The organism is [Mycoplasma] gypis (assembly GCF_016924775.1).
In the GTDB taxonomy this organism is placed as follows: domain Bacteria; phylum Bacillota_I; class Bacilli_A; order Mycoplasmatales; family Metamycoplasmataceae; genus Metamycoplasma; species Metamycoplasma gypis.
The window spans coordinates 169,234-187,216 of record NZ_JAFFTD010000002.1 but is presented as its reverse complement, the minus strand read 5'-3'; the positions used below and the strand labels follow the sequence as shown (position 1 = coordinate 187,216).

Below are 17,983 nucleotides of genomic sequence, written 5' to 3'. Positions count from 1 at the left end.
CTGTATTTAAACAAAAAGCAATTATCTATTTTTTTAATTTAAATAAATAATTGCTTTAGTGAGTTTTGAATTATTTTTTGAAATAATAATTTAAAAAATCTTCAAGAATGAGTTGAGCTGCTAATTTATCTTTATGACCTTTGCGTTTTTTTCTTGAATAACCAGCATCAATTAAAATTGATTCTGCTCCTATTGTCGATGAGTGTTCATTAACTAAAGTTACTGGTAATTGAATTTCTTTTTCTATTTTTTCCTTGAATTCTTCTACCATTACTGTTCGCTCACTCTTTTGATTATTAAAACGCAATGGGTATCCTAAGATAATCGCATCTATATTTTTATATTGATTTTGATAATTTTTAATTTTTAAAATTACTTGATCAAAATCATTTTCTTCAAATCGAAAATTTTCTAAACCCGTTGCAATTATACAATCCGGATCGGTTATTGCAAAACCGCAAGTTCTTGTTCCAAGATCCAGGGCTAATTTACGCATTTTTAATAACTTCTAGGAAGTAATTTTGCAAGTCTTGATCGTTTTCTAAAGCAAAGCTTCCTTGACTAACGATTGCATTACCCCCACCTTTTCCATTGTATTTTTCAAGAACTGTTTTCAATATTACATTCGATGGATATGTTTTTGAAGCAACTACAACAAAAACCTTTCCTTCGCTAATTGTATATGCAACCACTAAAGCTGATGCAAATTTTTCCCGTAATTCCACAGCAACTTTTTTGGTTTGTGACATATCATCAATTGATACTAAAATATAGTCTTTTGAGTTAATATTTTTAATTTCAATGTGATTTAAGTCTAAACTTTGGTTTTGTTTTTGTTTATATAATTCTTTGAAATCTTCACGAAGTTGTTGTTCGTTTTCATTTAATTCATCTAAATATTGTTCTTTTTCAATATTGTTTTTAGCATTATTTTTTGCAATATTAAATACATAGCTTTCGTTTAATGATTGATTTTTAGTAATAAGTGTGTTCAATAATTCGACTTGTTTTGAAATTTCTTCATCAAAATATTGTGAAACTAATTTATTTGATGTTACAACTCTTAAACGGTAAATTCCTGTACCTTTGCTTTCAACAGAGACAATTTTAAAATCTTCGATAAATCCTGTGTGTTCAACGTGTGTTCCACCACATAAATCTTTAGTAATACCATCAAAAACAACAACTCTTACTGCATTTTGATCGTGGTAATCACTTTCTTCAATTGTCATATAAGCACCAAAATCTTCAGCTTCTTTAACGCTCATGATTTTGTATTCACGATTAACGTCCATTTTTATATATTGATGCATTTTTTCTTCGATTAATTTAATTTGTTCTTTTGAAGGTTTTTTATCTGCTGGGAAGTCAAATGTAAAGTATTCAGGCATGATGCTTGAACCTAATTGTTCAATTTTTTCACCTTTGAAAATTTCTCTTAATGCTGAGAATAGAATATGTGTAGATGAGTGTCCACGCATGTAGCCTTCACGTTTTGGCTGATCTACATAACAATCAACTAAAGCATCTTTTTGAATTTTTCCTTTTACTTTATGAATGTGATTTCAGTGTTTATCTTTAAATACATCAATAATTTCTATTTCATTATCATTTTGAATCATTTTTCCATAGTCATGGAATTGTCCACCACTTGTTGCATAAAATGGGGTTTTGTCTAAAATTACATATGAATAATCGTCATCTGAATCGCTTTGTTCAATTTCTTCATAATCATTTAATAAATAAAGAATTTTTGAACCTTTATGGGTTGTTTCTTCATAACCTGTAAATGTTGAAATTAAACCTTCAACTAAATCAAGCGAAGAAATAACTTTTTCCATTCCTGAAGCAACTTGTGAACGTGATTTTTGACGGTGTTGTTCTAAGTATTGATTAAATTCATTAATATCAATCTTAATATTTTTTTCAGCAAGAATTTCACTAGTTAATTCAATTGGGAAACCATATGTATCAAACATTTTAAAGGCAATATCAGTTGAAATTGAACCATTTTTTTCAATTTCTTTTTCAAGAAGTTTTTCACCTTGATTAATAGTTTTTGAAAATAGTAATTCTTCATCTTTAATAATTTTTTCAACATTTTTTACATCAATGTCATAAATTAAAGAATCTTTAACAGACTGAACAAGTTTATATAAAAAAGCTTTACCTTGAATTTTTAGTTTTAATCCTGAACGGTAACTACGACGAATTAAACGACGAATAATATAACCACGTCCGACGTTTGAAGGTTTTACACCATCATTAATAGCATTTACACTAGCACGCATGTGATCAGCAATGATTTTAAATTGAGTATTAATATCTTGTTGAGTTTTTTCTTTTGTAAAGTAGTTGTTAATATCATAACGATAATCAGTATATTTTTCAATCTCATGAATAATTGTTTGAAATAAATCAGTATCGAAGTTTGTTGGAACATCTTGAATAATTGAACAAATTCTTTCAAGACCAGCTCCAGTATCAATGTTTTTGTATTTTAATTCAGTGTAATTGTTTTCACCGTCATTATTAAATTGGCTGAAAACAATATTTCAAATTTCAATAAAACGATCATTTTCGATGTCATCTTTAATTAATTCAAGTCCTCTTGAATCATATTTTGGTCCACGATCATAAAAAATTTCAGTATCTGGTCCACAAGGTCCTTGACCAACATCTCAGAAATTAGTATCACGTGTTCCTTTAACCATGTGTGAAGGTTCAATACCTAATGAAGTTCATTTATTAAAAGTATCTAAATCTTCTTCATAATATGTAATATATATTTTTTCTTTCGGAAATTTCAAAACACCAAAAATAAATTCATAAGCAAATTCAATAGCTTCAGGTTTAAAATAATCACCAATACTAAAATTTCCTAGCATTTCAAAAAATGTGTGGTGGCGAGTTGTAATGCCAACATTTTCAATATCATTTGTACGAATTGATTTTTGTGAGTTTGTAATTCTTGGGTGTGGTGGAGTTTTTTTACCACTAAAAAAATCTTTAAGAGTTGCAACTCCACTATTAATTCAAAGTAGTGAAGGGTCATTTACTGGAATTAAACTTTTTGATTCAACTACTAAGTGTTGTTTAGATTCAAAAAAATCTAATCATAATTTTCTTATTTGTTTACTTGTTAACATATTAATCCTCATATAAAAAAGTTTTTAATTTATTTTTATAATAAATTTTATCTATTATTGCCCCACCTACAACCTTTTGTCCATCATATATAACAATTTGTTGTCCTGGTGTAACAGCTTCAGTTTCGTCATATGTAACTTTAATTTTATTATTATCCAAAATTGTCATTTGACATGGTATATCTTTTTGACGATATCTAAATTTTGCAGTTAAATTTTTGGGGTTTCATTCGTGAGCAATTTGATTAAAATCCGTAGCTATCATTTCATCGCTTTTTAAATAATCGCTATTGTCATCATTAGCAACGAATATTATTTTATTTTTAATGTTGTGTCCTACAACGAAATATGGTTTTTCGAAGCCACCTAAATTTAATCCTTTTCTTTGTCCTATTGTGTAATACATAGCCCCCTTGTGTTTACCTACTACTTTTTTAGTAGCTATATCCACAATATCACCGGGTTGGGCAGGAATATAATTTTCCAAAAAAACTGAAAATTTTCTTTCTCCGATAAAACAAATTCCGGTTGAATCTTTTTTATCAGCTGTAATTAATCCTAATTCTTGAGCTATTTGTCTAATTTGTGGTTTTTCGTATTCCGCGAGTGGAAAGAGACTTTTTGAAATTTGAAAGTTAGATAGTTGTGCCAAGAAATAAGTTTGATCTTTATTTTCATCTTTTGCTCTAAATAACTGATCACCTTCTGATTTTGCATAATGACCCATTGCAATCATATCTGCACCCAATTTTTGAATAGCATAATCTAAAAAATGTGCAAATTTAATATATTTGTTGCAAAAAATATCGGGATTAGGTGTTCTTCCTTTTTTGTACTCATTAATCAAATATGAAAAAACATTGTCTCAATATTCTTTAACAAAATCTACTCTGTATAAAGGAATGTCAAGTTTTTTAGCAACTTCACTTGCATCTAAGTAGTCTTGTTCTTGAGGGCAAATATCTTGCGAAATTTTATCATTTCCTAAAAAATCATTATTTAAGAAACTATCTCAATTACGCATGAACAAACCAATTACTTCATGACCTTGTTTTTTTAATAAATATGCGGCAACACTGGAATCAACACCACCACTCATTCCTACTACAATTTTTGCCATAAAACCCTTTCTTTTATAAATATTAAATTAAAACAATATTCTTTTAATTATACAAGAATTTAAAAACTTGTTTTTATTGTCTTTAAACAATTATCATAATTTAAATGCTAAAAAGAATATTTATCTTTTTATGAAAAACAAAGTTTAAAAATCAAGAAAAGTGTCACTAATTGTATTTTTTATTTTGATTTATAAAATAATTATTAGCTACAAAAACAAAGTTTAAAAATCAAGAAAAGTGTCACTAATTGTATTTTTTATTTTGATTTATAAAATAATTATTAGCTATAATTATATATATATAAAGTACGAAATTAGAAAAAAAGCTCTGTTATATAGTTACTTTTTAAAAGGACAAAAACGCTAAGAAACGCTGTAATAATTCAAAAAATAAAAAAAACTAATATAACACAACTGAGCCAAAAAATTCTTTTAAGTCTTTGTTGTTGAAATTATCGGTACGAAATTTAAAAAATATAAAAAAGTTTTTAAAAAACTCACAAAGAAGATCGAAAGTTTTAAAATCTAAAAAATCGTTTTTAAAATTAAAAATATATACATTTTCATAACCCTCGAAATTATTAAAAGCGTTATAAAAAAAATAATCTTCCTCGATCATGATGCCGGATTCAACACCTAAATTTATAATAATTTTTTTATTGATTAGATTTGGTAAATTCTTAAGTTGGCGAAATCTTGCAGACTTTAAACCGTGACAACGAGCGCACAAGGTTTGGAGATTATTCTCATTTAAAAAATAGTCGATGCGATTACGATGTTCCACAATGTGGTCGACTTGTAAATTAAAAGTCGAAAAACAAACAACACACCACGGCTGGCGTTTTAAATGAGAGTCGCGAAGTTTCAACCATTCACGAGAGTTATAAGGAAATTGTCAATTTATCATACGTGTTATATTATAAAGTTTAAAAATTCAAAAAAAACAAAAGGTAACACAGATATGAACGAAATTCAACAAGTTAATAACATAATTGACAAAACTATTCAAAAAATAATATTAAAAAAACAAATATTTAAGTTTGTTTTTAAACCCTCACAATATAAAAGCCAGATAAAAAAAATAGACGCCGAAATTAACGATACTATTAAAAAATACCAATTTTATTTATTTGCTTTAGATGTAAAAATAAGTAGCTACTTTTATTTAAAAAAAATAATACAAAATAGTGAAATGCAAAACATTAGTGACGCTTTAAAAAGAAATTTAAAAACCTCAATAAATTACAAAAAGCAACAAAAACTTCAAAACATAGCATTCGAGCAATTAAAAAACATTTTACAAACTCACTTTTTAGGAGCTAAATAATGTTAACTTTAAAAAAATACAGCTCTGAAGAAATGCAAAAAATTGCAAACCACTTTTATAACATATTAGCAGCATCACAAAGCAGCGAAATGTTAGAACATTTGCAAAAAAATAGATTAGTGCCGTTTTGATTCGAAGAAGTTGTAAACGAAGAAATTAACCAAATAAAAAGCGTAATTAGAGGAATAGAATCACAAAGCTATAAAAGAGACATAATATTTTTTTTAAAAGAACAGTTATATAACTGAGATAGCAAAGAAGTATATGACTTTTTATGAGACATAGAGTCTCCAGAAGTTGCTAGCATTTGAAACCGCGTAATTCTTGAATACATTGGCGACGAACTTAGCACATTAAGTAAATGAGCAAAAACAGTTTTAGCTCAAGCGTGCAAAAAGGGAGTTAACTAATGGAAAAAATAACACTAGGTAAAAAACAACTAATCATTTATGAAAGTGTTTATTTTATTAGAAACCTTGCAACAAGCGACAGAATGTTAAAACACTTAGAAGAAAAAAAACACTTATTACCCTGATGATTCGAAGACGAACTAAATGAAAAAATTTCTGAAATTAAAAAACTTATTAGAAACGAAGAAGATAACAACACAAGACAAAAGCTAATCAACTATTTAGAAGATGCAGTAAATAAATGACGAAAAGAAGAAGCGCTTGAGTTTGTAAAAACTATTAAAAACAAAAAAATAGCCGAAGCGTGAGGTTTTGACGTTGAAGACACCGTAACAAATTGTTTCGACAATCTTTGCAGATGAGCAAAATACAGAAACTTAACAAAGTGAAACGATGGAAAAAAATAACCAGCCACAGTATTTTTTAGAAAGTTTATATTTTTGAAGCAAGCAACTAATTTATACCCAAATTCAAAGGGACTTTTATAAGGCTTTTAAATTCAACAATCCCTTATTCGGGGAATATGTTGTTAATAATTACAATTTAAAAATTAAGCACATTAAAAAAATAATAAAAATTTATACACAAAAAAATACCCTTATTTTTATACAGCTTTTGCCTAAAAATAAACAAATACCAGACGTCGAAGCATGAAAAAAACGGGAAGAATTACACAAAGTTTTAGGGGAATTTATTAATACCCTACCAACTGAAGAAAACTATACAAATAACAGAATTTTAAACACTTTTTTATATTTTTTGGAATTATCTCTTAAAAATTCAAAACGGAGAAACTTCTTTATATATGAAAAATACAAAAAACAAATATGAAACAAACAAATACAAGAATTTAACACAAAACAAAAACAACAAGCCAAACAATTACAGCAATACCAGCTGCAAAGAATTAAACCCCCAAAAGCTTAACAACTATATTCGAGCAATTATTCGAAATATTAAAGCTTTGGACGAAGTAAAGACAATTACACTCGATAACACACCAAAAGTTCAACAAGGTTATATATTAGAAATTAAAAAATTATATAACTCACTTATTAAGCACCAAAAAACCCACCTAGGTTTTTTATTAAAAAATTACAGTCCTGAAATGTCTAAAAGCGTGTTTTTAAAGCACTACGAACAAAATAAAGTCAATTACGACTTCAATATTGCACAAACCTCAAACAGTTGAAAAAAACGTTTAATAAAAAAACAAAATACAAGCATTGAGAATTTTTTGAATAGTTATTTAAAACAAAATGGAAAATAATAAACCTAAAAAAATAAACGCCTCTTTTTTTGTTAATCGCCGAAGTGTGTGTGTTTGGTTTAAACAATACAAGCAACCGACTTATATGCGTGGCTTAGTTATTAAAGATCCCGAAATATATAACCGTTATATATTTGTTGATTGAATCAATAACGGGAAATGTTTTGCTTTTAATAACGAACAAGTCAACAGCATCGAAATAGATGGACAAAGATATAGAGCGAATAACATAAGTTGAAAGGTTGTAAATGAGTCAAAATATTAAAACACTGAAATTGTTAGAAGTGCAAATTGAAAACGTTAAGGGAGTAAAAGAATTTAAGAAAACCTTAACAGATAACCAAAACCTTAACGAGCTTTTTTTAGAACTACCAAACGGAGCAGGAAAAAGCACAATTTTAGACGCAATTACATATATGTTTATTGCTAAGAATACCAAAAATAAACCCCTAGAATTGCAAAATGTTTTAGAAGCAAACAAAATGCCGTTTATTAGCTTAATAATTGAGGTAGATAATAAAAAATATAAGTTAACTAATCAGCAACGACTAATATATCAAATTTACGACATTAGCGATATAAATAACCCCCTACCATTATGTTCAAAAAATACCCGTGCAGAGTATTCTGCAATATTGCAACAAATTATTCCAAATATTAAAGCGTTTTATTTATTTTCGAACGTGGATAACTTTGTACAACTTAGCTCGCTAGAAAAAAACAGAGCAATAATTGAAGCATTTATTCAGTCACCTTTTTTCGATGTTGAAGAGTTAAAAAAAATATACTTTAACAAATACCCACAAGCATCAGCACAAACTGACAAAATTGTAAATGCTTTAAATTATTTTTTACATAATAACGCTAATATTCTCGAAGCACGTAAACCCCTAAAAAAACAATTAAGCAAAATAACTACCAACCTAGACTTTGGGGGATTCTTAGGTAGCTTACAACCTTTTATTGAGCAATATATAGCACAAAAATACAATAATAACCCCCAACCGTATTTCGATAAAAAAGAAGATAGAGCCCTGTATTTTGTTGCATCTAAATTAGTCGAAGAATTAGAAACACAAAAACAAGCACAACAAGACAAAATATTAAGTATCAGTCAAAAAATGCAAGTATTAGATGACATAAATTTATGTATAAATATTTATTTAAATGATGTAATAAAAAAACTTGGTTTGGACTTTAGTGTTAAAACTTGAACAATCGATTCAAAAACACAGGAAGAAAAAACCGACTTTGAGATTTCAAAAAATTTTATACCATTGGAGCAACTAAATACAGCTAGTCAAATTGAGATAAATATACAAATTTGTCAAATGTTACAAAAATTTTATAACTTAAAAAGCTTTTTAATTATTGACAATGCTGAACGGTTGGATGCAAATAACCGTATTAATTTAGGACATAAATTTAATAACTTACAAATAATAGCAACCAAAGTTAAATAATTTATATGTTTGTTACATCTTTTGGCTCAAGTTCTGAAGGTTCAATGTATTTATTAAAAGACGAAGCAAATAACATTTTTTGTTTTGACATTGGAATAAATGTGTTTAGTACGCAATATAACAAGTATTTAAGCGATATTTTAAACGTGGAGTATTTATTTATTAGTCACGAACACATCGACCATGTCAGAAGCTTAAAAAAGTTTTTAATATATAACCCCAGAGCCAAAATAATAATAAACCCCAAAATTTTAGAATTTTTTAAACACACAAATAAACCTACATACAAGGACTTATATAACTTGCTACGCTTTAGAGTTATACTCCTAGAACACGGACAAACTTACGAAGATACAAAAATTAAAATAAAAGTCTTTGAGGTTAACCACAATGCAACAGCAAACAACGGATATATTTTTATAAATAAATTAAATAATTTTAAAATATTGTTTTTTACTGATTGTGGCTCATTTAACTACTCACTTGTTAATAAAAACGACTTTAATAATTTAAGCCTTTGTATGATGGAAATAAACCACGACGACCGCGAAGAAGTTAACACAAAAAAAGAACGAACACAATATTCAAATATCGGACATTTTTCAAGGTTTCAGGCATTGCAATTTATAAAGTGACTTAACGACGGACTAAATAATAAAAAGTGCAAATATTTATTTTTACATACTTCGACAACTAATTATTTAGATATTGCAAGAAACGATGAAATATTTAAACTTTTAAAACTGAATTTTTTAAGACTACCAGCAACACAATTAAAAAGAATAAAAATAACATGACAGAAAAACAACTAGAAACCAAAATAAAAACACTATTACAAAAAAATAACATATCTTACATAAAAATATTTGCGAATGCCTTTCAAGGGGCAGGACTTGCTGATTTGTTAATTTTTAATAAATATATATGTTATGCACTGGAATTAAAAACGGACTTATTTAGAAATAAACCGACAAAAATACAAATTGCAACAGCCTTAAAACACCAGAATAATATAATTTACCTTTTTTGCGATCAATGAAACTGAAACGAAATAATTAACGATATTTTAAAAGGGAACCACGCAAAGCTTAAACACTTGTCAAAAAAACAGCTTGAGTATTTTAAAACACAATTATAAACACGAAAAGAGCTAAAACCATGCTAGAAGATTTGGAATTATTTAAACACCAAAAAGATGCAGTAAAAGAAGCACAAAAATACGACCGCTATATTTTTCAAATGGGAATGGGAACAGGTAAAACATTAGCTTCATTATATTGATTATACGACCAGCAACAAAACCAAAATAATAACCTCCCAACCCTTGCAATTGTCGACCCTAATACTGTAGACGGCTGAATGAAAACAGCCCAAACGTTGGACCTTGATGTTGTTTTTTATAAAGGAATTGCAAAGATTAAACAGATACCAATAGAGCTTGAAAATAATAAACTTTATTTATTAACTTATGACAATTTTAGAAGTTGAACAAAAAAACAAATTGTAAAAATAAATAAAAAAATAAACCTCATTTTCGACGAGTCGCAAGCTCTCAAGGATCCTTATTCAAAAATATCTCAGACAATGCTAAAATATTCGCCTTATTTTAAAAAATTACTATTTTTAACCGGTGATCCATTATCGAACTCATTTGAAAATTTATATTTGCAGTTGTATCTGATTGGCGTTTTTGATCCCCTGTTTACATATAAAGACTTTTTACAACATTTTTGTATAACAATACCAAACCCCCGTCAACCTTGAAATTATAAAAACCCTCAGGTTATCGGCTATAAAAATATCGAGTATTTAAAAAGTCTATTATGATCGCGAGCATTTGTAATTGATTCAGATGAAGCTTTTAAATTACCCCAAACACACACTAATATATTACCTAGTCAAGTCGGACAAGAATACAGGAGCTTTTTACGACATAAGGTTTTAAAAGTTGGCGAAGACATTATACAGGCAAATAGCACAATAGAGATGATGCACAGTCTCAGAATGTTAGCCAGTGGAGTAATAAAAACAAACGAGGGCAACTATTTAATTGTAGACAATTCAAAATATAAAAAGCTATTGCAAATAATTAAACAATTACCGAAACAAAACATTGTCGTATTCTACAACTATAAAGCTGAAGTATTTTATATTAAGGAAATATTGAAACGCTTAAATATAAAGTATTTTGTTTTAAACGGCGAAGCTAATGAACTAGCCCAAGCAAAAGAAAGCAAAGAGCGTTTTATATTTTTAGTGCATTTTCAAAGTGGAGCAAGGGGAGTTGATGGAATGCAACATTTTAGCAATCATCAGGTGTATTTTTCACCACCTACCTCAGGGGAATTATATAAGCAGTCACTTAAAAGAGTGCACAGAATAGGACAAACAAAAGAAGTATTTTATTTTTACTTAACAACAACACATTCAATCGAACCCAAGATTTACGACAAATTGAAAAAGTCTCAAAATTTTACCTTACAAACATTTAAAAAATACGCTAACTGAAAGGAGTAATATGCAGCATATCGGCACTATTTACGAAGATAATGGCGAATATATTATTGAGCTAAAAAGCGAAGAATCTAAAAAAACTAGAAAAAGATCCCTAATATATACATTGCCTAAAAACCCACTTAAGAAAATAACAGAAGATGCTAAGTTTCTGACTGCAATATCGTTTTTTGGAAACAAAGCAAAACCCCAACAAATTAAAGAAATTTATGACCGTATAAAAAAAGAAAAAAAACAAATAACACAAAATCAAGGAGAAAAATAAATATGTCTATTAACTACCCACAAGATTGAAACCAAAGAGCAAAAGAAATTGCTCAAAATTCTATAAAACTAAAAGAGGGAGAATATAAAGCAATTATTGACACAGCTTATGTTGGTTATGATGATAAAGGGGGATACGAAGTTGTAAAAATTAATTACATCATTCAACAACCCGAAGAATTTAAATATAAAAAAATTGCAAGAACTTATGTATTAGACTCAAGCTACCCAAACCCTAAGAAAGTACTTATTGACCGCGACCAGTTTGACTCGTTAATATCAGGACTCGGAAAAATTTATACCAGTAAAGAAACACTTATAAAAGCATTGGATGAAATTAAGGGAAGGGGCGTAATAATCACCGTTTCAACACAAAAAAATAACCCAAATTATTTTAATTATTACATTAAAGCACTACCAACACAGCCAAAACAAATAAAAGCACTTGCACCAAACTTTTCAACACAACCACAACCAAACCAACAAACATATGTGCAATCACAACCACAACCAAACAGCGCGCAAAGTTGAGTAAATAGCCTTGACGACATAAATAATATTAGTGATGATCCTAACGAAATTTTTGAATTTTAAGACTTGGAAACATTAACAAAACACGAAGCACAAATATTAGATTCACTTACTGAAATAGAAAAAAAGCGACATACAAACTCGAAAATTGTACAACTTAAAACAAACCCCAACGATGAAGTATATACCCCTTATAGCTTAATTGCAGACGAGATGCAACACTGAGAGCACGAACTTAAAGACAAGGTTATATATTTACCTTGTGACACACCTTTTGAGCTATTTTGGCACCAAGACATTCAATTAAAACAAGAGCAAACCAACTCACAATTTTGAAATTATTTTCATAAGAATTTTAAGCGTTTAGGACTTAAAAAATTAATTGCGACATATTTGGAACATGATACAAATAAACAAGCTTATGTATGTGAGTACGAAGGGGGAAACGATGAAGATATTAACCAAATGACTAAAACCCCACTGCAAGGAAACGGAGACTTTAGAAATTCAGAAATGGAACAATTTTTTAAAGCTTGCGACTTGGTTATTACCAACCCACCGTTTTCACTTTTTAAGGAGTTTTATTTACTATTAAAAAAATACAATAAAAAATTTTTAATAATTGCCCTGAACCTTGCTTGTCAATATTCTTTTGTTCGTGACGATTATTTTTATAAAAATAGTTTCAATTTAGGTTATACCATAACAAAAGCACCCTTTGTAAATTTTGCGAACCGTCAGGAAGAGGGAATACAAAAACTAAATATGAATGGGTTAGTTGCTTGAAGACATAACCTCGAATATGATTTAGAAAAATGGAAAAAAATGCATTTAACTTATACTGATGAACTACAAGAACCAGACGAGTTTTTTGATGCGCCTTATAACAACATTTTACACGTCAAAAAGTCGCGACACCTAGAAACTAAATATAAAAACTATTACGGACTTATGGGAATAACAGTTGCTTACTTTTTTAAAAAACAAATAAGTGAAATTTTAAAAGATTTTAATATTATCGAAACTAAAAACAAAAAACTAAAAATTAACGGAAAAACATTATTTCAAAAAATAATAATACAAAGGAAAAAGCCAGATGAAAAAAGATAATAAATTATATTTTTATAGACTTTATGCACTTACTTATTGAGACGGCGACTACGATGATTGAGAAGATTGGGATTTAGAAGGAGAATTCCAAACCATTGAAGAAGTAAGGGAAGCAATTAGCGACTGAGTTAAGTGACAACTGCCAGACATTGAAGAGAATACATACATTTCAGAAGATGGAACCGTGGAACTAGATATATATCCTGAAAGATACGAATATATTGTTAAAAACATCGATAAACTTATAAGAATTCAAAAAGTTTATTATAACGACAATAAAGAATGTTTTTATGACTATTGAGCTGTTTGCATCAAAGACGATTATATGGAGTTCGATGAACCCATTGCGTTCGCTACAGAACAAGAAGCGAAAGAATATGCTGAAAAAGTTTTATCAGACAAAGAAACAGAAATTTATAACCACCGAAACCACACACACAAGGACAGAAACAATGGAAAAAATTAAACAATTAAGCACACAGGAAAAAACACTTATTTACGATTTAAGCGAAAAAATAAAAAATATTGACACACTTTGAACAAAACTAAAAAGTGAAATACATACAAAATTAAGCAGTAGTTCACAAAGTCTTTATAAAATTTTATTTGAAGTCTTAGAAATAGAACAAACATTCGAACACACTAACGAAGCGCTTACAATTGCTTGAGAATACTTATGCGAACAATTCGAAGCCGTAGAACGCAATATAGTCGAAATACTTAATATATTCGAAAATACCAAAGTAAAACAACTAATTCAAAAAATTGACTACATTAAGACTAAAAACCTTTAAAACTTAAAAATATGTCTCAAAATATAAAAACTTACTTGCTTAAAATTGAAGTATTAAAAAATTGTTATATTGTCAGTTTTTGCGATGTAGAGAATAACGAAATTTATTTTTTTACTAATCAAAACAAAATAAAAACATTTGTAGCCGAAAATATTAATGCTAATTTTTTAATTAGTTACAATGGTTCAAAATATGATTTTTTATTATTAGACTTAATTATTAATAACGCCACTTTTTTAGAAGTTTTTAAATTAGCAAACAAGCTAATAAATAACGACTTTAGTAACTTAATAAAAACAACAAAAAAATATTTTGAAGTAGATATGGCTAACTATTTACCTAGTCCAAAAATTACTTTAAATAAATACTTTGCGTTTTTAGGCTTAGAAGTTTTACCAAAATTAACAACATATACCCAATTAAGTCAAAACAATAAAAACACCATTAAAAAAATAATAAAAACAAACTTACAAAATTTAAGAATTTTATTTTTTAAATATATCGATCTTTATAAAGCACGTTTGCAAGTTATTCAAGATTATAAATTAAATAATAATTATTTAAAATACACCGACACCCGTTTAATTGATGGCGTGTTCTGAGAAGGTAAAAAAGCACCGACTCCGGTAACTTATAAAACTTATAAATATAATGCGCCTGACTTTATAAAAAAAATATATAAACAGTTTTTTAATTCTTATTATTTTATTATTGAAAAATTCGAAAACTTTGTTTATTATGTCGACAGAAATTTAGCAAGTGACGAAGGTTATTTTTTTGACATTAATTTAAATAATAATATCTTTACCTTTTCAAAAGGGGGATTGCATCAAGCTCAAAACAATATAAAAATTTATGATTCTGAAATTTATAGCGTTGATATAGTAAGCAACTATGCCAATATTATCGCTAATACGTTCATAAATACACCACAAGAGCTTGAAATAGCTAAAACAATTAAATATATTATTCAGTTAAGAAACTCGACTAGCGACGAAATAAAGCGTCTTTATTTAAAAAATATTTTAGTTCGTGTCTTTGGAGCAATGGAACTTAGTTATTTAAAAATGTTTAACCCTAAACAAAGACAAGCAATCGCAAACACAGGACAACTAATTATTTTTATGTTAGTTTTAATGGTTAAAAACTTTGCTAACATTTTACAAACTAATACTGACGGTATATTTATACAAGTCGAGCAAAACAACAAAACCAAATTTAAAAAAGTAATTGAAACATTTGAAAAAGTCACCAAACTAAAAACAAAAATAACCACCCTGAAAACCTTAGTTCAAAAGGACGTGAATAATTATGTTGCATTAACTACTGCAAACGAAATAATAAGCAAAGGTGCACAAGTAAAAAATATTAATAACTTTATTTTTTTAGATGGTTTTAGGGGAGACTCGAAGAGTTTAAATAATTCGCTCAATATCATCGATATCGCTTGCGTTAACTATTTACTTTTTAATATTGAACCGATGGAAACAATAAAAAAATATTTAAACCCGTTTTATGTTAGTTTATTTATGCAAGTTGCAACCCTTGGCAGTGATTATAAATATTTTTGATACCAAAACAAAGCAATAGAAGATTTTAACACCCTACGTTTTTATTTTTCAAAATTGCCAAGCGATGGACCTATTTTTAAAGTAGCAAAAAACAACACGAAAATAAAAATACCCCTAAGCTCGGAACGAAATAAAATAACTAACCTTATAAAAATACAAAACAATAGCGATTTTTTTAATGAGTTTATAAATTGCGTTGATTTAAAGTATTATGAATATTTAATTTTACAACGTATTGCATTATATGAAAAAACACAAACAACTCACCAAATAAAAAAATTAGCTTTTAGCTACCCTGGTCAGAGCTTAAGCTGTCAATTTTGTGGGAATAGTTTAGAAAATGAAACAACCATCCGAAAAATAAAAAATTATGAAGTTTGCAAAAATTGTTATTTAAAAAACAATTAAAAGGAGACAAACAATGGACACCCAAAGCAATAAAGCATTAACAATTGAAAAATATAAAAATGTTCAAGATGTGTTTGCATTTTTTGAAAACAGTAGATTCGTAGTACTAAATGAAGACAAAACCCCAAAAGCATCAATAAAAAACCCAATTAACCGACTACCGTTTTCAGAATGTCAAAGCGAAGCCAATTTAGGTTTAATACTGGAAAACAATTATTGTGTTGTTGACATCGATAACAAAGATCACCCCGAAGCATATAAAAAAATGTTGCAATTAGTTGACAGTTACGGCTGAGAAACCAGTATCATGGAGACAACTAGAGGATTTCACTTTTGATTTAAATGTCCACCCAACGGCATAAAAAATTATACTGATGTTGTTTTACCTTGTGGAATTAGAGCTGATATAAAAAGTGCTAATGCAACCTCATATGTGGTTATTAAGAAAAATAATAAAATTCGTAACTGATTACGTTTTAATAACAAAGTTGATATATTACCAATGGAACTAACACCAATCGAAGGCGACCCGCTTAAAGATTTACCCACCCCAATCAACTTAGCACAAGGAAGTAGACGGAATAACCTTTTTGAGCGTATTAAAGTACTAGTGCGTGCTGGCTTTACTAAAAAACAAATTTATAACCTTTTTACAATTATTAATAACATTTTATTTGCTACCCCAATGGATGCTAATTCTTTAAATTCGTTATTTAGTGGCTTTGATGAATACTTTGAAAGTTTCAGGGAACGGAATTATTTTTCTGATAAGGGTAGGGTTTTAAATAATGCATTTTGTGATTTTTTTATAAAAAAGTATTTATTAGTTAAATACTCAGAGCAATTATATTATTATGATTTTAATAATAATACTTACGTGCGGGGAGACAATGAAATAAAAGGGCTAATTATCAAGGAAGAACAAACCCTAGAAATACCACAAGTAAACCAAATTTTGGAAACCTTAAAAGTTAGCTTATTAGTACCCAAAAGACAACCAGAAGAAAATATTATCGCTTTGCAAAACGGGTTATATGACGTTCAAAATTTCAAATTTTTAGAATTTAGCCCCAATTATTTTGTCATAAATAAAATTAATGTATTTTACGACCCTTTGTTTTGCAAATTTGATGCAATTAAAAAATTTTTTAAAGACATTACTGCAAACGATGAAAACTTGCAAAAAATATTATTTGAGTTCGTGGGTTATTGTTTAACTCAGGACACCCGATACCAAAAAGCACTGCTTTTATATGGACCAAGCGCAAGAAACGGGAAGTCGACTTTTATTGACTTATTACGCTACTTTTTTGGAGTGGATAACTGTGTCAATTTAAGCCTTGAGGACTTTGATAAACGTTTTTCAACTAGTTTATTACTTGACAAGCTTGTAAATTTGGGAGCTGATATTAGTACCGAACATATAAAGGATCCTTCAATGCTTAAAAAGCTGGTTACAGGAGACACTGTTATGGCTGAATTCAAGGGGAAAAATTCTTTTACTTTTAAAAATAAAGCGAAGTTAATTTTTGCGACTAATAAACTACCGACAACACAGGAAAAAAGCGATGGTTACTTTCGTAGGTTTATAATTGTTCCATTTGTGGTTAGGTTTGAAGGTGATAAAGATAATAAAAATATTTTAGACGACTTAAAAACACCCGATAACATGAATGCTTTGTTTCATCTTGCGTTGGAAGGTTTGAAACGTTTAAAACATAATAACACTTTTAGTAATTCAGAAAGTGTTAAAAACTTATTGCAAAACTACAAGGAACAAAATTCAAACGTCATTTCATTTTTTCAAAACGGTCCAATTAATGGCTTTATTACTACCGAAGATGGTCGCTTTCTGAGTGGTCGAGCTATTAAAAGCGTTTATTCTGATTATAAAATTTTTTGTGAAGACTTTCAGTATAAACCTTTAAACCTACAGAATTTTAAAGCTGAGGTATTGGCGTTTTTTAAAGATATCGAAATAAGACGAGTAATTAACAATTCATCTGCTTATGAGGTTTTCGAAGTTGCATAATTAAACACTTAAACACCAAC

The 17,983-nt window shown here is 28.4% G+C and carries 20 protein-coding genes; 16 read left to right on the top strand and 4 right to left on the bottom strand.

The features are described 5' to 3' along the window. Positions 1–70: 70 nt before the first annotated feature. From ruvX to JV175_RS02425, 4 genes are all read right to left on the bottom strand, one after another. The gene (ruvX, locus tag JV175_RS02440) at positions 71–496 is read right to left on the bottom strand and encodes a Holliday junction resolvase RuvX (RefSeq protein ID WP_205499066.1); all 426 of its coding nucleotides are present in this window, start codon (positions 494–496) and stop codon (positions 71–73) included. Continuing rightward, positions 489–3,149 carry an alanine--tRNA ligase gene (alaS, locus tag JV175_RS02435; RefSeq protein WP_205499053.1) on the bottom strand — a complete coding sequence of 887 codons (2,661 nt, stop codon included), beginning with the start codon at positions 3,147–3,149 and terminating at the stop codon, positions 489–491. Before alaS ends, ruvX begins: the two co-directional genes overlap by 8 nt. Position 3,150: 1 nt before the next feature. Then, positions 3,151–4,269, bottom strand: a complete 1,119-nt coding sequence (gene mnmA, locus JV175_RS02430) for a tRNA 2-thiouridine(34) synthase MnmA (protein WP_205499049.1) — start codon at positions 4,267–4,269, stop codon at positions 3,151–3,153. A 400-nt stretch (positions 4,270–4,669) separates the two neighbouring features. Then, positions 4,670–5,176 carry an HNH endonuclease gene (locus JV175_RS02425; protein ID WP_205499031.1) on the bottom strand — a complete coding sequence of 169 codons (507 nt, stop codon included), beginning with the start codon at positions 5,174–5,176 and terminating at the stop codon, positions 4,670–4,672. Between the two features lie 54 nt (positions 5,177–5,230). Here JV175_RS02425 and JV175_RS02420 point away from each other — a divergent pair, with 54 nt between their 5' ends. The 16 genes from JV175_RS02420 to JV175_RS02345 all read left to right on the top strand — a co-directional run bounded on the left by JV175_RS02420 (position 5,231) and on the right by JV175_RS02345 (position 17,963). Continuing rightward, positions 5,231–5,596 (top strand): hypothetical protein, encoded by a 366-nt coding sequence (locus JV175_RS02420; RefSeq protein WP_205499028.1) that lies wholly within the window; start codon positions 5,231–5,233, stop codon positions 5,594–5,596. Further along, positions 5,596–6,006, top strand: a complete 411-nt coding sequence (locus tag JV175_RS02415; protein ID WP_205499024.1) for a hypothetical protein — start codon at positions 5,596–5,598, stop codon at positions 6,004–6,006. The genes JV175_RS02420 and JV175_RS02415 overlap by 1 nt, the downstream gene beginning before the upstream one ends. After that, on the top strand, positions 6,006–6,413 hold the full coding sequence (locus tag JV175_RS02410; protein WP_205499022.1) for a hypothetical protein: 408 nt from the start codon (positions 6,006–6,008) through the stop codon (positions 6,411–6,413). Before JV175_RS02415 ends, JV175_RS02410 begins: the two co-directional genes overlap by 1 nt. Next, positions 6,400–6,933: a hypothetical protein gene (locus tag JV175_RS02405; RefSeq protein WP_205499020.1), complete on the top strand. Its 534-nt coding sequence runs from the start codon at positions 6,400–6,402 to the stop codon at positions 6,931–6,933. The genes JV175_RS02410 and JV175_RS02405 overlap by 14 nt, the downstream gene beginning before the upstream one ends. Positions 6,934–6,970: 37 nt before the next feature. After that, positions 6,971–7,276, top strand: a complete 306-nt coding sequence (locus tag JV175_RS02400) for a hypothetical protein (RefSeq protein WP_205499018.1) — start codon at positions 6,971–6,973, stop codon at positions 7,274–7,276. 248 nt (positions 7,277–7,524) lie between these two features. Continuing rightward, on the top strand, positions 7,525–8,739 hold the full coding sequence (locus JV175_RS02395; RefSeq protein ID WP_205499016.1) for an AAA family ATPase: 1,215 nt from the start codon (positions 7,525–7,527) through the stop codon (positions 8,737–8,739). Between the two features lie 5 nt (positions 8,740–8,744). Next, on the top strand, positions 8,745–9,551 hold the full coding sequence (locus JV175_RS02390) for an MBL fold metallo-hydrolase (protein ID WP_205499014.1): 807 nt from the start codon (positions 8,745–8,747) through the stop codon (positions 9,549–9,551). After that, positions 9,533–9,877, top strand: coding sequence for a hypothetical protein (locus tag JV175_RS02385; protein ID WP_205499004.1), 345 nt, complete (start codon positions 9,533–9,535; stop codon positions 9,875–9,877). Before JV175_RS02390 ends, JV175_RS02385 begins: the two co-directional genes overlap by 19 nt. Positions 9,878–9,897: 20 nt before the next feature. Then, positions 9,898–11,256 carry an SNF2-related protein gene (locus JV175_RS02380; protein ID WP_205499002.1) on the top strand — a complete coding sequence of 453 codons (1,359 nt, stop codon included), beginning with the start codon at positions 9,898–9,900 and terminating at the stop codon, positions 11,254–11,256. A 1-nt stretch (position 11,257) separates the two neighbouring features. Continuing rightward, on the top strand, positions 11,258–11,518 hold the full coding sequence (locus tag JV175_RS02375) for a hypothetical protein (RefSeq protein ID WP_205499000.1): 261 nt from the start codon (positions 11,258–11,260) through the stop codon (positions 11,516–11,518). A gap of 2 nt (positions 11,519–11,520) precedes the next feature. Further along, complete coding sequence (locus JV175_RS02370) at positions 11,521–12,111, top strand: hypothetical protein (RefSeq protein ID WP_205498998.1); 591 nt, start codon at positions 11,521–11,523, stop codon at positions 12,109–12,111. Between the two features lie 3 nt (positions 12,112–12,114). Further along, on the top strand, positions 12,115–13,158 hold the full coding sequence (locus JV175_RS02365) for an adenine-specific methyltransferase EcoRI family protein (RefSeq protein WP_205498996.1): 1,044 nt from the start codon (positions 12,115–12,117) through the stop codon (positions 13,156–13,158). Then, positions 13,145–13,624: a hypothetical protein gene (locus tag JV175_RS02360; RefSeq protein ID WP_205498994.1), complete on the top strand. Its 480-nt coding sequence runs from the start codon at positions 13,145–13,147 to the stop codon at positions 13,622–13,624. The genes JV175_RS02365 and JV175_RS02360 overlap by 14 nt, the downstream gene beginning before the upstream one ends. Next, positions 13,611–13,952, top strand: a complete 342-nt coding sequence (locus JV175_RS02355; RefSeq protein WP_205498992.1) for a hypothetical protein — start codon at positions 13,611–13,613, stop codon at positions 13,950–13,952. Before JV175_RS02360 ends, JV175_RS02355 begins: the two co-directional genes overlap by 14 nt. A gap of 11 nt (positions 13,953–13,963) precedes the next feature. Further along, positions 13,964–15,931 carry a hypothetical protein gene (locus tag JV175_RS02350; protein ID WP_205498989.1) on the top strand — a complete coding sequence of 656 codons (1,968 nt, stop codon included), beginning with the start codon at positions 13,964–13,966 and terminating at the stop codon, positions 15,929–15,931. A 13-nt stretch (positions 15,932–15,944) separates the two neighbouring features. Continuing rightward, the gene (locus JV175_RS02345; protein ID WP_205498987.1) at positions 15,945–17,963 is read left to right on the top strand and encodes a phage/plasmid primase, P4 family; all 2,019 of its coding nucleotides are present in this window, start codon (positions 15,945–15,947) and stop codon (positions 17,961–17,963) included. The last annotated feature ends 20 nt before the right edge of the window (positions 17,964–17,983 follow it).